The sequence below is a fragment of the Methylobacterium sp. Leaf456 genome, assembly GCF_001425465.1.
In the GTDB taxonomy this organism is placed as follows: domain Bacteria; phylum Pseudomonadota; class Alphaproteobacteria; order Rhizobiales; family Beijerinckiaceae; genus Methylobacterium.
The window spans coordinates 326,362-340,578 of record NZ_LMQV01000043.1; the positions used below are offsets into that span (position 1 = coordinate 326,362).

At 70.3% G+C, this 14,217-nt stretch carries 12 protein-coding genes; 6 read left to right on the forward strand and 6 right to left on the reverse strand.

Annotation, left to right across the window (positions count from 1 at the left end; all coding sequences use genetic code 11):
- Positions 1 to 89: 89 nt before the first annotated feature.
- Positions 90 to 1,577 (reverse strand): D-alanyl-D-alanine carboxypeptidase family protein, encoded by a 1,488-nt coding sequence (locus ASG52_RS23005; protein ID WP_056248338.1) that lies wholly within the window; start codon positions 1,575 to 1,577, stop codon positions 90 to 92.
- A 254-nt stretch (positions 1,578 to 1,831) separates the two neighbouring features.
- Here ASG52_RS23005 and queE point away from each other — a divergent pair, with 254 nt between their 5' ends.
- The 6 genes from queE to ASG52_RS23035 all read left to right on the forward strand — a co-directional run bounded on the left by queE (position 1,832) and on the right by ASG52_RS23035 (position 6,579).
- Complete coding sequence (queE, locus tag ASG52_RS23010) at positions 1,832 to 2,464, forward strand: 7-carboxy-7-deazaguanine synthase (protein WP_056248341.1); 633 nt, start codon at positions 1,832 to 1,834, stop codon at positions 2,462 to 2,464.
- A 62-nt stretch (positions 2,465 to 2,526) separates the two neighbouring features.
- Positions 2,527 to 3,855: a polysaccharide biosynthesis C-terminal domain-containing protein gene (locus ASG52_RS23015; protein ID WP_156384094.1), complete on the forward strand. Its 1,329-nt coding sequence runs from the start codon at positions 2,527 to 2,529 to the stop codon at positions 3,853 to 3,855.
- Complete coding sequence (locus ASG52_RS23020; RefSeq protein ID WP_056248345.1) at positions 3,852 to 4,628, forward strand: aldolase/citrate lyase family protein; 777 nt, start codon at positions 3,852 to 3,854, stop codon at positions 4,626 to 4,628. Before ASG52_RS23015 ends, ASG52_RS23020 begins: the two co-directional genes overlap by 4 nt.
- A gap of 109 nt (positions 4,629 to 4,737) precedes the next feature.
- Positions 4,738 to 5,094 (forward strand): 6-carboxytetrahydropterin synthase QueD, encoded by a 357-nt coding sequence (queD, locus tag ASG52_RS23025; protein ID WP_056248348.1) that lies wholly within the window; start codon positions 4,738 to 4,740, stop codon positions 5,092 to 5,094.
- Between the two features lie 2 nt (positions 5,095 to 5,096).
- Positions 5,097 to 5,813 carry a 7-cyano-7-deazaguanine synthase QueC gene (gene queC / locus ASG52_RS23030; protein WP_056248352.1) on the forward strand — a complete coding sequence of 239 codons (717 nt, stop codon included), beginning with the start codon at positions 5,097 to 5,099 and terminating at the stop codon, positions 5,811 to 5,813.
- A 25-nt stretch (positions 5,814 to 5,838) separates the two neighbouring features.
- Complete coding sequence (locus tag ASG52_RS23035) at positions 5,839 to 6,579, forward strand: PIG-L deacetylase family protein (protein ID WP_056248354.1); 741 nt, start codon at positions 5,839 to 5,841, stop codon at positions 6,577 to 6,579.
- A gap of 77 nt (positions 6,580 to 6,656) precedes the next feature.
- On the opposite strand, the gene ASG52_RS23040 is transcribed toward ASG52_RS23035, so the two are convergent.
- The 5 genes from ASG52_RS23040 to ASG52_RS23060 form a co-directional block, all read right to left on the reverse strand.
- Entirely contained in the window at positions 6,657 to 7,967 is a 1,311-nt protein-coding gene (locus tag ASG52_RS23040; RefSeq protein WP_056248357.1) for a DUF4167 domain-containing protein, read from the reverse strand.
- A 431-nt stretch (positions 7,968 to 8,398) separates the two neighbouring features.
- Entirely contained in the window at positions 8,399 to 9,301 is a 903-nt protein-coding gene (gene prmC / locus ASG52_RS23045; protein WP_056248361.1) for a peptide chain release factor N(5)-glutamine methyltransferase, read from the reverse strand.
- On the reverse strand, positions 9,298 to 10,383 hold the full coding sequence (gene prfA, locus ASG52_RS23050) for a peptide chain release factor 1 (protein ID WP_056248364.1): 1,086 nt from the start codon (positions 10,381 to 10,383) through the stop codon (positions 9,298 to 9,300). The genes prmC and prfA overlap by 4 nt, the downstream gene beginning before the upstream one ends.
- 108 nt (positions 10,384 to 10,491) lie before the next feature.
- Positions 10,492 to 12,756, reverse strand: a complete 2,265-nt coding sequence (gene ptsP, locus ASG52_RS23055) for a phosphoenolpyruvate--protein phosphotransferase (protein ID WP_056248367.1) — start codon at positions 12,754 to 12,756, stop codon at positions 10,492 to 10,494.
- A 143-nt stretch (positions 12,757 to 12,899) separates the two neighbouring features.
- Positions 12,900 to 14,135 (reverse strand): aspartate kinase, encoded by a 1,236-nt coding sequence (locus ASG52_RS23060; protein WP_056248369.1) that lies wholly within the window; start codon positions 14,133 to 14,135, stop codon positions 12,900 to 12,902.
- Between the last annotated feature and the right edge of the window lie 82 nt (positions 14,136 to 14,217).

Below are 14,217 nucleotides of genomic sequence, written 5' to 3' on the forward strand. Positions count from 1 at the left end.
CGGGGAGAGGGGATGTGCGGTCGGTCGGTGAGCTAGAACTTAGTGCATCTTCCTGGAAACCCTATCCAGGAACGTGCTCGCCGAAGCTCTTAAGCGTCGTCGTCCTTGCCCTTGGCCTTCTTGGCCGCGGGCTTGGCTTCGGTCTTCTTCGCGGCGGGCTTCGCCTCGGCCTTGCTCTCAGGCTTCTTGGCCGCCGGCTTGTGCGCCTCGGCGGCGGTGTAAGCGCTGGCCGCGGCCGGGACCTTCTCCTTTGCGGCGATCTTGGGCTTCGGCGCCGTCACGGCGGCGGCGCGGGTCTTTGCAGCTTTCTCGGCGGCCTTCTCGGCGGCGGCCTGCTTGTTGGCCTCGGCCTTCGCGGCCTGGGCCGCTTTGGCCTCCTCGCGCTTCTGGCGGGCGGCCTCGATCTTGGCGGTGCGGGCGGCGTCCTTGGACGCTTGCGCCTCCTGCTCGGCCTGGGCCAGCGCCGCGGCGCCCTCGGCCGGGCTGCGGCCGGTCCAGACCGCGATCGGCTGGAGCGGCGCGCGCGGCGGCAGGGCGCGCCCGCGGACGTTGGCCGCGCTCAGCGCCGCGAAGGCGAGGTTCGAGGTATCGGCGGTGGCCGAGCCGAACAGCTGCGTCGCGGTCGCATCGGCGCCCGCGCTCAGCGCGCCCGGCCCCTCGTCGACCGGCAGGGGCTTGCGCTTGTCGCAGATGTAGGGCCGCAGGTCCGGCGGGGCGGACACGCTCGACGGCGGCAGGGTTTCGAGGGTCTGCGCGGTCCAGCCCGCGGACTGGCCGAAGCCGTAATCGAACAGGTCGGCGGCCTTGATGTCGCGCTCGCGGGCGCTCGGCTGGCCCATCACCACGGTGATGATGCGCCGCCCCCCGCGGGTCGCGCTCGCCACCACGTTGAAGCCGCCCGAGCAGATGAAGCCGGTCTTCATCCCGTCGGCGCCGGGATAGCGCCCGAGCAGGCCGTTGTGGTTGGCCATCACGGACTTGCCGAACTGGATCGCCGAGATCGAAAAGAGCCCTTGTTGGTCGGGGAAGTCGCGCATCAGGGCACGCGCCAGGATCGCCATGTCGCGGGCGGTGGTCCATTGCCGCGGCTCGGGCAGGCCGTTGGGGTTGTACCAGCGGCTCTCGCGCATGCCGATCCGGTGCGCGGTCTCGTTCATCATGTCGGCGAAGCCCTCGACCGAGCCGGCGAGGCCTTCCGCGATCACCCAGGACACGTCGTTGGCCGACTTGACCATGATGATCTTGAGGGCGTTGTCGAGGGTGATCTGGGTGCCGGGCTTGAAGCCCATCTTCGAGGGCGGCTCGGCCGCGGCCTCGGGCGAGACGGTCAGCAGCGTGTCGAGCGAGATCTTGCCCTGCCGCACCATGTCGAGGGCGACGTAGGTCGTCATCAGCTTGGTGATGGAGGCCGGGTACCACGGATCGGTGGCGCCCTGACTGTAGAGCACCTTGCCGGACTCGGCCTCGACCACGAGGATCGGCGCCGTCACCGCCGCCGCCGGGACGGCAAGGGGACCCGTCAATGCCGCCAGCACGGCGAGCGGTGCGATCAGGCGTCCCCAGACTCGGTTCACCATCGGGTTCATCTCGGGCAAGGGGGGTTATGAAGGGCGCCGGGCGTCGCTCCGCCCGTCGATCAGGCGGCGTCGATGGTGTCGGCGCGAGGATTGGCCGATCATCAACGTGCCCTCCGTGGCGAGAGCATGGCAGACATCGCCGAACTCCCAACGGATAAGCTCGTCGGCAGGGTTGCACCCGCGGAATCGTGACCGGCGTGACACGGTTCCATGCGCCCCTGTATGGGCAGAGCCTCACCTCAGCGATTTTTGCGATGTCCTACGCGGTCAAGGAACTGTTCCACACCCTTCAGGGCGAGGGCGCCCAGGCCGGGCGCGCGGCTGTGTTCTGCCGATTCGCCGGCTGCAATCTCTGGTCCGGCCGCGAGGAGGACCGGGCGACCGCCGCCTGCACCTTCTGCGACACCGACTTCATCGGCCTGGACGGCGAGGGCGGCGGGCGCTTTTCCGACGCCGCGGCCCTGGCCGAGGCCATCGCGGCGACCTGGGAAGGCGGCGAGGCCAACCGCTACGTCGTCTTCACCGGCGGCGAGCCGCTGCTGCAACTCGACGCCGCGCTGATCGAGGCCGTCCACGCCCGCGGCTTCGAGGTGGCGGTGGAGACGAACGGCACGATTCCCGCGCCGCCCGGCATCGACTGGATCTGCGTGAGCCCCAAGGCCGGCAATGCGCTGGCCCAGACCTCGGGCCACGAGCTGAAGCTCGTCTTTCCGCAAGCCGAAGCCCCGCCCGAACGGTTTTCGGAGCTGCCCTTCCGCCACCTTTTCCTCCAGCCGATGGACGGGCCCGACGCCGCCGCCAACACCGCCGCGGCGGTCGCCTATTGCCGGGCGGATGCGCGCTGGCGGCTGTCGCTCCAGACGCACAAGATCATCGGGATTCCTTGAGGAACGCCATCCGGAGCCATCCCCCTGGATTGGTATCTCCCAACCCGGCGGGTGTTTACTCCGTGAGGCCTTCGGCGCAAAACCGCATAAGCGGGGCCGGAGGCAAGCGTCTTAAGAATGCTGCCGGCGCGCATTCGACGTCGGCACGCTTCGGATCGGCAGGCCGCGGGGGAGCTGAGCCGATGGTCGTGCATCTGTATGCTTTGAACTACAACGAAATCAATCTTCTACCGTTCTTTTTCCAGCACTACGACTCGATCGTCGATCACTACTTCATCTTTGACGACCGGTCGGATGACGGATCGATCGAATATCTGCAGTCGCGTCCGAACGTGACCTTGAAGACGTTCGAGCACGGGGCCGAATCGTACGTCTTACCGGCAACGGATTTCTACAATCAGGCCTGGAAGGCGTCGCGCGGCGTCGCCGACTGGATCATCATCGTCAACATCGACGAGCACATCCATCATCCGCGCTTCCGGGAGACGCTCGCGGCGTTGCGCGGACGGCACGTCACGGCGGTGCAGTGCCGCGGCTGGGAGATGGTCTCGCAGCATTTCCCCGAGAGCGGGCCGCTCCGGGATTCGGTCCCGAACGGGGTGCGCTACGCGGTCATGGACAAGATCGCGGTGTTCGATCCGAACGCGATCGAGGAAACGAATTTCTCCGGCGGACGCCATAGCGCCGCGCCGAAGGGATGGGTGAAGCTCTCCCACGACGACGACTTCAAGCTGTTGCACTACAAGTGCCTGGGCCTGGACTACGTGAGCGCGCGCTACCGCGAGCTGAACGCGCGGCGCGGCCCGGTCGATGTCGCGAAAGGCCTCGGCCATCAATATGCGGCGGCGGACGGTTACCTCGCCCGTCGGCAGAAGCGGCTCGAATCCGCGGCCCGTCCGGTCACGCTCCTGGGGATGGAGCGGGCCGGGCAGCTGACGGAGGTTTTCCCGGGCTGCTTCCTGACGAAGAGCCGGGCGGTCGCGAACGAGCGCGGCGGCTTGCGGGAGGTCTGGGCGCAGGGCGACGCCATCTCGGGGATCGTCAACCACGTCTACACCACGACCACGCTGCCCGGCATCGTGAAGGCGTGGTACCGGCACCGCCTCCAGACCGACAACATCACGGTCCTGTCCGGCACCGCCCGCTTTGCCCTGTACGACACGAGAACGGAGGGGCAGCCCGCGCTGCGGACCTTCGACCTGACCGCCGATGAGCCGCAGGTACTGACGATCCCGCCGGGCGTCTGGCACGGCTTCAGTGCGATCGGCGAAGCGCCGCTGGTGATGCTCCACCTGAACGACAGGCTCTACGACTGGACCGACACCGACGAGGAGAAGATCGACGCGGACCATGCATCGATCCCCCATTCCTGGGCGCAGGCGGCGTCGTGACGGCGCATCTCGCGCTCACGCTCATCACCGGCGATCCGTCCTGGGCGAGCGCGGCGGTCGAGGCCGGAATCGACCGCGTCCTCGTCGATCTCGAGCGGCTCGGCAAGGCGGAGCGGCAGGCCGGTCGGCATCTGCGCCTGTCGTCGCTGCACTGGGACGACGTGGCGGCGGTGCGCGCCGCCCTGCCCGCGGGCACCCTGATGGTCCGCCTCGATCCCCTGCATGACGGGACGCGGGCCCAAGTGGAGCGGGCCCTCGAACTCGGGGCCGACCGGCTGATGCTGCCCTACTTCGCCGGCGCGGACGAAATCTTCCGCTTCTGCGACATCGTCGCGGGCCGGGTGCCGGTGGTGCCGCTGATCGAGCGGCTGTCCGCCATGCGCGATGCCGAGCGGTTGATCGCCGGCGGCAGGGTCGAGGAGATCCATGTCGGCCTGAACGACCTCGCGATCGATTGCGGCCTCGACAGCCACATCCCCCTGTGGACCTCGTCCGTCGTGGCCGATCTGGCCGCGCAAGCCGGGCGGCACGGCCTGCGCTTCGGCATCGGCGGCGTGACCGACCCGCGCTGCGACGGGCTGCCGGTCGATCCGGACTGGATCATCGCGCAGCAGGTGCGGCTCGGGTCCCGCTCCGCCCTGCTCGGGCGGCACTTCAGGGCGTTCGTCGGAGCGCCCGACCCGTCGCGCCTGACCGCCTCGGTCGAGGCGATCCGGGCGCGGTTTCGCGCGCATTGCTCGGTCGAAGAGCCGGTCGGCAGCGGCTCGGCCTGACGGCGCGATGGCTGGGGACGCGTGCATTCCGGGAGCTTCGGTGACATATCGGCGCCTTGCCGCCCCTCACCAACCCGGTGCCGGCGCCTGTCAGCCGGCTTGAGACAGCATGAAGATCACCCAGGCCTTCACCTTCGAGGCGGCGCACCGCCTGCCCAACGTGCCCGTCACGCATCGCTGCCACCGCATGCATGGGCATTCCTACCGCATCGAGCTGACGGTCTCGGGCGAGATCGACGCGACCACGGGCTGGGTCGTGGATTTCTACGACATCGAGAGCGCCTTCGCCCCGCTGCTGGAGCGGCTCGACCACCATTGCCTCAACGAGATCGAGGGGCTGGAGAACCCGACCGCCGAGCACATCGCGGCCTGGATCTGGCATCGGGCGAAGCCTGCGATCCCCGGCCTGTCGAGCGTGCGTGTGTTCGAGACGCCGCTCTCCTGGGCCGAGTACGAGGGCGAGTGATCATGGTGGGGGATAGCGAGTCGGGCGCCCTGGTGCTGTTTTCCGGCGGGCAGGATTCGGCGACCTGCCTCGCCTGGGCGCTCGACCGCTTCCCCCGCGTCGAGACTTTGGGCTTCGATTACGGCCAGCGCCACCGGGTCGAGCTGGAGCGGCGGGAGGCCCTGCGCAAGGGCATGACGGCGGGGGACCGGACGTGGTGGCGCCGGCTCGGGCGCGACCACACCTTCGATCTCTCCGCGCTCGGCGAGATTTCCGAGACGGCGCTGACCCGCGAGAGCGAGATCAGGCTGGAGCGGGACGGGCTGCCCAACACCTTCGTGCCGGGGCGCAACCTCGCCTTCCTGACCTTTGCCGCCGCGCTCGCCTACCGGCGGGGCCTGCGCCACATCGTCGGCGGCATGTGCGAGACGGATTATTCCGGCTACCCCGATTGCCGCGACGACACGATCAAGGCGATGCAGGTCGCGCTCAACCTCGGCATGGAGCGCCGCTTCGTGCTGCACACGCCGTTGATGTGGCTCGACAAGGCGCAGACCTGGGCGCTGGCCGAGGAACTCGGCGGCCGGGCCCTGGTGGACCTGATCGTCGAGGAGAGCCACACCTGCTATCGCGGCGAGCGCGGCGAGCGCCACCCCTGGGGCTACGGCTGCGGCACCTGCCCGGCCTGCGACCTGCGCGCCAAGGGGTTTTCGCGCTATCTCGCCTCCAGAGCCGACTGAGATCGTTCGAGAAAAGGAGCAGCCCATGCGCGCGGACGCCTTTTTCGAAGCCGCCAAAACCCTGCCGGTGGCGGGTTTCGAGACCCTCGTGCCCGCGGGCGGCCTCGTCGTGGTCGCGCCCCATCCGGACGACGAGAGCCTCGGCTGCGGCGGGCTGATCGTGCAGGCGCTGGCGCGGGGCCGGGCGGTCCGCGTCGTCATCGTCAGCGACGGCTGCGGCTCGCACCCGAACTCCAAAGTCTATCCGCATGCCCGGCTGCGGGATTTGCGCGAATCCGAGACGGTCGCGGCCATGGCGGCGCTCGGGCTCGGGCCGGAGCACATCCACTTCCTGCGCCTGCCCGACGGCGGCGTGCCGAGCGAGGGCCCGCAGGCCGAGGATGCCGCCGCGGAGATCGCCGGGATCGCGAAAAAAGCGGGGGCGGCTGCCGTGTTCGTGACGTGGAAGCACGACCCGCATTGCGACCACACGGCCTCGGCGGCCATCGTCGATCTCGCGCGAAAACATCTGCCGGGCGCCGCCTTCCACGCCTATCCGGTCTGGGGCTGGACCCTGCCGCCGGAGCGCGAGGTCGGGCCGGCGCCGACCGGCTACCGCCTCGCGGTCGAGGACGACGAGCGCGCGGCCAAGCGCCGGGCGGTGGAGGCCCACGCCTCCCAGGTCTCCAGTTTGATCGAGGACGATCCCGAGGGCTTCCAGTTGCAGCCCGCGATGATCGACCGGCTGACCGGGCCGCACGAGTGGTTCATCGCCCTGCCGGGCTGACGGCACCGATCCCACCGACACGAAAAAGGCCCGGAGCGTTTCCGCTCCGGGCCTTTTCCATCTCTGCCGTTCCCGCCTTACTCGGCGGCGTTCGGCGTGTCGCTCGGCTCCGGGGCCGGCTCGCCGTCGGTGCCCTTGTAGCGGGTGCGGGTGCGGCGGCGCTTCGGCGCAGGGGTCTCGTCCGTCGGCGCGGTCGGGGCGGCTTCAGTGGCGGGCGGCGTCTCGCGCTGCGGGGCGGGGCGGGGCGCCTCGGCCTCGTCGGCGACCGGCCGCGGGTTGCGGGTGGCGGTCATCAGGAAGGCCGGCAGCGCGCCGGGATCGGCGACCTCGGCGACGGGGCGGGGCTCGGCGCGGCGGCGGCTGCGGGTCGGCGCGTCGGGACGCACCGGGCCCTCTGCCCGCGGCTCCTGGCGCGAGGCTTCCTGACGAACGGGTTCCTGACGAACCGCCTCTTGGCGCGGGGCCTCCGCACGAGCCGCGTCCTGATGGACCGGCTCCTGACGCACGGCCTCCTGTCGGGGCGCGTCGTGCTCGCCGCGTCCACCCTCGAAGCGGTTGTTGTCGAACCGGTCTTGGCGGTCGTGCTGACGGTCCTGCCGGAACTCGCGGCGGCCCTGGCCCTGCTCGGGGCGCCCCTCCTGCGGGCGGTTGCCGTCCTGCTGGCCGTAATCGGGCCGGTAATCCTGCCGCCCACGGTCGCCGCGATCGTTGTTGCGGTCCTGGCGATCCTGACGGAAGTCGCCCCGATCCTGGTTGCGGTCTTGACCGCGATCCTGGCGATCGCCGCGGAAATCCTGCCGCGGCGCGTCGCCTCGATTGTAGTCCTGGCGGTCCGGGCGGTTGCCGTCGAAGCGCTGCGGGCGGTCGTTGCGATCGTTCCGGTCGCGGCCCTGGAAGCGCTGGGGTCCGCGATCATTGCCGCGGTCGTTCGGACGATCGTTCCCGCGCTCGTTGTTGCGATCCTGGCGACGGGCATCGAAGTCGTGGCGCTCGAACGGCTGGGGCGCCTGGGTCGGGTCGCCGTACTCGTCGGTGCCGTAGCCGAAGCCGGGGCGGCCGCCCTCGGGCGCGCCCTGCACGCCTTCGTCCTCGCCCTCCTCGTCCTCGTCGAAGCCGTTGCGGGCATAGCCCTGGGCGGCCTGGGGACGGCCCTGCTCCTGGGCGGCGCCGGTGATGATGCGGAAATAGTGCTCGCCGTGCTGGAAGTAGTTCTCGGCGGCGACCGGGTCGCCGCTCGCCAGCGCGTCGCGGGCGAGCTGTGCGTACTTGTCGGCGATGTGCTGGGCGTTGCCGCGGATTTTGACGTCGGGCCCGTTCGACTCATAGGAGCGCGTCAGCGGGTTCGGACCCTTGGGCCGGTTGTTATTGTTGTTGTTGCGGCCCCGCATCCGTCGGTTCTGGTTTGGTCTCATCGGCCTCGATTGACCCTTCGTTACCTGTCGCGTGGCATGACTGACAGTGCTGCGGCCTTTTCAAGGACGGCGCGTCCGGCGCCGTCGGCGCGCCCGCGCTGCCTGCCGCTCGTCCGGTGGCCGCGCTCTCAACCGCGCGCCGCGAGACATCCCTCGACTGTCAGGTTCGATCCCACCGAGCCTGACCGCACTTGCCGGGCCGCATCCGCTCGATGGTGGGAAGACCGTCCGAACCCGGAGGAAGCGGTCAAAACCGATCCTGCCGCAGCCCATCTTAACGGGCCGTTCGCGGTCTGCATCCGTAAGCTAGTGACTGGCGCCCGCGACAACAAGCATTTTTTCCGATTTTTCGCGGGATTATCCCGCTATCTCGGGGGCTTGCCGGTGCCGCGTGTCCCGTCTCGCGGTCATCCTCTGATCGACAAGGATGGCCGAAGCGTGACGACCCGCGGATGCCCGGCGAGATCGCGGGCCAGCGTGACCTCGGCGAAACCCGCCTCCACACCCAGCGCCGTGACGGCCTCGGCCTGATCGTAGCCGATCTCCACGGCGAGCGCCCCGCCCGGCGCGAGCAGGCCGGGCCGTCGCGCGACCTCCGAAAAGATCGCCCGGTAGGCGTCGAGCCCGTCCGGCCCGCCGTCGAGGGCGGCCATTGGATCGTGCTCGCGCACCTCCGCGTCGAGGATCGGGATCACGTCCGCCGCGATGTAGGGCGGGTTCGAGACGATCAGGTCGAACGGACCGGCCAGCGCATCGAGCCAGGAGCCGTGCAGAAACGCCGCGCGGGCGCCGACGCCGTTCGCCCGCGCGTTTTCCCGTGCGGTCGCCAGCGCGTCCCGAGAAGAGTCGAGGCCGATCCCGAACGCGTGCGTGCGCTCGTGCAGCAGGGCGACGAGGATGCAGCCCGAGCCGGTGCCGAGATCGACCAGCCGCAGAGGCCGCGCCGGCTCGGGGAAGAGGCGGAGGGATGCCTCCACCAGCGTCTCGGTGTCGGGCCGCGGCACCAGCGTCTCGGGGGAGAGCCGGAACGGCAGCCCCCAGAACTCCCAGGCCCCGATGATGCGCGCCACTGGCTCGCCCGCCAGCCGTCGCCCGGCGGCCTCGCCGAGCGCGCGGGCGCCGGTCTCGCCGAGGAGATGCCGGCCTTGCAGGATCAGTTCGGACGAGGACAGCCCGAGGGCGTGTTCAGTGAGGAAGCGGGCGTCGCCGCGCGGGTTGGCGAGACCGGCAGCGCTGAAGGCTTGGGTGAGCTGGCGCAGGGCTTCCGCGCGGGGGAGGGTGGGGGGGAGGGGAGGGAGCCCCTTGCTCACGCCATCCCCTCGGCGGCCAGCAGCTCCGCCTGATGCTCGGTGACCAGCGCGTCGATCACCTCGTCGAGCGCCGGGCCGGCCATGACCTCTTCCAGCTTGTAGAGGGTCAGGTTGATGCGGTGATCCGTGACGCGGCCTTGCGGGAAATTGTAGGTGCGGATGCGCTCCGAGCGGTCGCCCGAGCCGACCTGCGCCTTGCGGTCGGCGGCCCGCGCCGAGTCCTTGGCCGTGCGCTCGGCGTCGAACAGTTTTGCGCGCAGCAGGGCCATCGCTCGCGCCCGGTTCTTGTGCTGCGAGCGCTCCTCCTGGACGAACACCACCACGCCTGTGGGCACGTGGGTGATGCGGATCGCCGATTCCGTCTTGTTGACGTGCTGGCCGCCGGCTCCTTGCGCCCGCATGGTGTCGATCTTCAGGTCGGCGTCGTTGATCGCGATATCGACCTCCTCCGCCTCCGGCAGCACCGCGACGGTGGCCGCCGAGGTGTGGATGCGACCCTGGGTCTCGGTGTCGGGCACGCGCTGGACCCGGTGGGCGCCGCTCTCGAACTTGAGGCGGGAGAACACCGAACGGCCCTTCACCTCGGCCACGACCTCGCGGAAGCCGCCGACGGTGCCCTCGCTCTCCGAGATCACCTCGACGCGCCAGCCCTTCGACTCCGCGTATTTCGCGTACATGCGGAACAGGTCGCCGGCGAAGAGCGCCGCCTCGTCGCCGCCGGTGCCGGCGCGGATTTCGAGGATGGCGCTCTTCTCGTCGGCGGCGTCCTTCGGCAGCAGGATGAGCTGGAGGGCGCGGTGGGCCCGCTCCAGTGCCTCTTCCGCCTCCGGCTTCTCGTCGGCGGCCATTTCCCGCATCTCGGGATCGCCGCCGGGCTCGTCGATCATCGCGCGGATGCCGGCGAGGTTGGTCTCCGCCGCCCGGTAGTCGCGGATGCCCGCCACGACCCCGTCGAGCTCGGACAGCTCGCGGGAGAGCTGCACGATATGCTCGGGCGAGCCCGTGCCGTCGGCGAGCTGCGCCGTGACGAACTCGTGCCGGGCCAGGATGGCGTCGAGGCGGTCGGAGGGGATGGGTGTCACGGGGTCTTCGATGTCACGACGTGGGAAGGGGGCTTCCCTACTTCACTGCCGCGCAGAGGGCGAGTGCCGCCGGGAGCATGGGCATCATCGCTGTCGCGAGCGCCCGCCTTACACCGGCACGCCGTGCGTCTTGGCAAAAGCCGCGAGCGCGGGCCGCAGCGAGGCCCCGTCGGTCACCTTGGTCAGTTCGGCGTCGATGAGCGCCGCGACGGCGCCCGCGTCGGCTAACAGCACCATCGCCTTGATCGGGCCGATGGCGGCGGGCGACATCGAGAAATCGCGGAATCCGAGGCCGATCAGCGCCAGCGCCTCCAACGGACGCCCGCCGATCTCGCCGCAGACCGTCACCGGGCAGTTCTGCGCGGCGGCGCGCTCGGCGATCAGGCGGAAGGCCCGCATGGCGGCGCCGCAGAGCGGGTCGAAGCGGTTGGCCACGCGCCGGTTCTCGCGATCGACCGCGAACAGGAACTGCATCAGGTCGTTGGAGCCGACCGAGAGGAAGTCCGCCTCGCGGGCGATCTCGTCGATCTGGAACAGGAGCGAGGGCACCTCGACCATGGCCCCGAGGCGGCACTCGCTCGGCAGGGTGTAGCCGTGGCGGCGCAGATGCGCCTTCTCGCGCTCGACGATGGCGCGGGCGCGGGTGAACTCCTCTACTGTGGCCACCATCGGGAACATGATCTTGATCGGGCGGCCGGCGGCGGCCTTCAGCAGCGCGCGCAGCTGCACCCGCAGGAGGGCCGGCCGGTCGAGGCCGATGCGGATCGCCCGCCAGCCGAGCGCTGGGTTCTCCTCCTCCAGGGTCGGCATGTAGGGGAGGATCTTGTCGCCGCCGATGTCGAGCGTCCGGATCGTCACCGGCAGGTCGCCGGTGGCGGAAAAAACCGCCTCGTAGAGCGCCTGCTGCTCGGCCGCCGAGGGCATCCGCTCGGCCACCATGAACTGGAGCTCGGTGCGGAACAGGCCGACGCCCTCGGCCCCGGTCTCGTGAAGATGGGTGAGATCGACGAGCAGGCCCGCGTTGAGGTGGAGGCCGATCCGCACCCCGTCGCGGGTGGCGGCGGGCACGTCGCGCAGCGCCCGGTACTGCTCCTGCCGCCGGGCGCGCAGGCGCACCATCTCGGCGTAGGAGGCCTCGATCTCCGGCGTCGGGCGAATCTGCACCTCGCCCGAGAGGCCGTCGACGATGATGGCGTCCCCTGAGTCGCACAGGCCGGTGGCGTTGGCGATCTCGCCCACCGCCGGGATGCCCAGCGCGCGGGCCACGATGGCGATGTGGCTCGTCGGCCCGCCTTCCTCCAGCACGACGCCGCGCAGCCGCGCCCGATCGTAGTCGAGCAGCGCCGCCGGCCCCATGGAGCGGGCGACCAGGATGGCGTTCTCGGGCAGGCCGTCGGCACCGCGCCCCTCCTGGCCGACGAGGCGGCGCAGCAGGCGGTTGGCGAGGTCGTCGAGGTCGTGCAGGCGGTCGCGGAGATACGGGTCGCTCTGGCGCAGCATCCGGGCGCGGTTGTCCGACTGCACCCGCTCGACCGCGGCCTCCGCCGTCAGGCCCGACTGGACCGCCTCGCGCATCCGGCGCAGCCAGCCCTTGTCGTGGGCGAACATGCGGACGGTTTCCAAAACCTCGCGGGATTCGCCCGAGCCGATCCCGTCGCCGCGCTCCACCAATTCGTCGATGGCCGAGCGGACCTCTTCGATCGCCGATTCCAGCCGCTCGACCTCGCGCTCGACGTTCTCGGCGATCAGGGTCTTCACGACGATGCGCGGCTCGTGCAGCACCACATGGCCGAGCCCGATGCCGTCGGCGAGCGCCACGCCGCGGGGGCTGACCGGGCGGCGTGCCGCGGAGCCGGCCCCGGGGGCGAGCGCCTGCAGCTCGCCCGAGGCGATCATCTCCGAGAGCACCATCGCGGTGGTCTGGAGCGCCTCGATCTCCTCCTCGGAATAGACCCGGTAGGTCTTGTTCTGCACCACCAGCACGCCGAGCGTGTTGCCCGCGCGCAGCAGCGGCACGCCGAGGAAGGCGTGGTAGATCTCCTCGCCCGTCTCCGGCCGGTAGGAGAACGAGGGGTGCGATTGCGCGTCGGACAAGGCCAGCGGCTCGGCCGTCTTGGCGATCAGGCCGACGAGGCCCTCGTCGGCGCGCAGGCGGGTGATGTGGACCGCGTCGCGGTTGAGGCCCTCGGTGGCGAACAGTTCGAGGGTGTTGTCGTCGTCGCGCACGACGTAGACCGAGCACACCTCGGCGATCACGTTCTGCGCGATCAGGACGACGATCCGGTCGAGGCGCGCCTGCGGAGAGACCGACTCCGCCATGGCTTCGCGGAGCCGGCGCAGCAGCAGGCGCGGGCCTCCGGGCGCAGCGGGCATCGGGTCGTCAATCCGGGTCGGCTAGAGCACCGAAGGGTGCCCTAGACTGGAAATTTCACGTCGGCCGGTCCGCTTCCCTCCGGTCCCGCGTCTCGGGCCGGGATCGGCGCAACCCTCACGTGCGGGCGCGCCGACGGCTACGGTCAGGCCTTGTCGAGGCCGTATAGCGAGTGGAGCGTGCGAACGGCAAGCTCCGTGTAGGCCGCGTCGATGAGCACCGAGAACTTGATCTCGGAGGTGGTGATCGCCCGGATGTTGATACCCTTCTCGGCCAGCGCCCGGAAGGCCTTGGCGGCCACGCCCGCATGCGAGCGCATGCCGACGCCGATGGCCGAGACCTTGACCACGTCGGTGGCGCCCTCGATCTGGCCGAAGCTGATCGTCTCGCGCTGGGCGTCGAGGATCGCGCGGGCGCGCTCGTAGTCGGCCGCCGGAACCGTGAAGGTCATGTCGGTGGTCGATTGGTCGCCCGACACGGTCTGGATGATCATGTCGACGTTGATGTTGGCGTCCGCCAGCGGCCCGAAGATCGCCGCGGCGATGCCAGGGCTGTCCTTCACGGCGCGGAGCGTGATCTGCGCCTCGTCCTTGGCGAAGGCGATGCCGGTGATGGTCTGCTGTTCCACGATCTGATCCTCGTCGCAGATGAGGGTGCCCGGCCGCGCGGCATCGGGGGGATCGAAGGAGGAGCGCACCGTGGTCGGCACGCGGTGGATCATGGCGAGCTCGACCGAGCGCACCTGGAGCACCTTGGCCCCGAGCGACGCCATCTCCAGCATCTCCTCGAAGGTGACGCGCTCCATGCGCCGGGCCTTCGGCACCACCCGCGGATCGGTGGTGTAGACCCCGTCCACGTCCGTGTAGATGTCGCAGCGCTCCGCGCCGATGGCGGCGGCCACCGCCACGGCGCTCGTGTCCGAGCCGCCGCGCCCCAGCGTCGCGATCCGGCCGGTCTCGGCATGCACGCCCTGGAAGCCCGCGATCACCGCGACTTCGCCGCGCTTGAAGCCGGCGTCGAGGTTCTTGGGGTCGATACCCTCGATCCGGGCCGAGCCGTGGGCGTCGGAGGTGTGGAGCGGGATCTGCCAGCCCTGCCAGGAGCGGGCCTTGATGCCGATCTTGTTCAGCGCCACCGCCAGCAGGCCCGACGTGACCTGCTCGCCCGAGGCCACGACGGCATCGTACTCGGTCTCCGCATAGAAGGCGTCGGCGCCCTTCACCCAGGCGACCAGCTCGTTGGTCTTGCCCGACATCGCCGAGACCACGACGGCGACCTCGTAGCCGGCCGCGACCTCGCGGGCGACGTGGGCCGCCACGTTGCGGATGCGCTCGACGTTGGCGACGGAGGTGCCGCCGAATTTCATCACCAAACGGGGCATGTCGCGTCCGGTCTGCCTCTCGTCGCCCTAAGATACCGGCGTGCGCCACATCGCCTGCGGTCAGGTCGGGCGCGGCTGTACC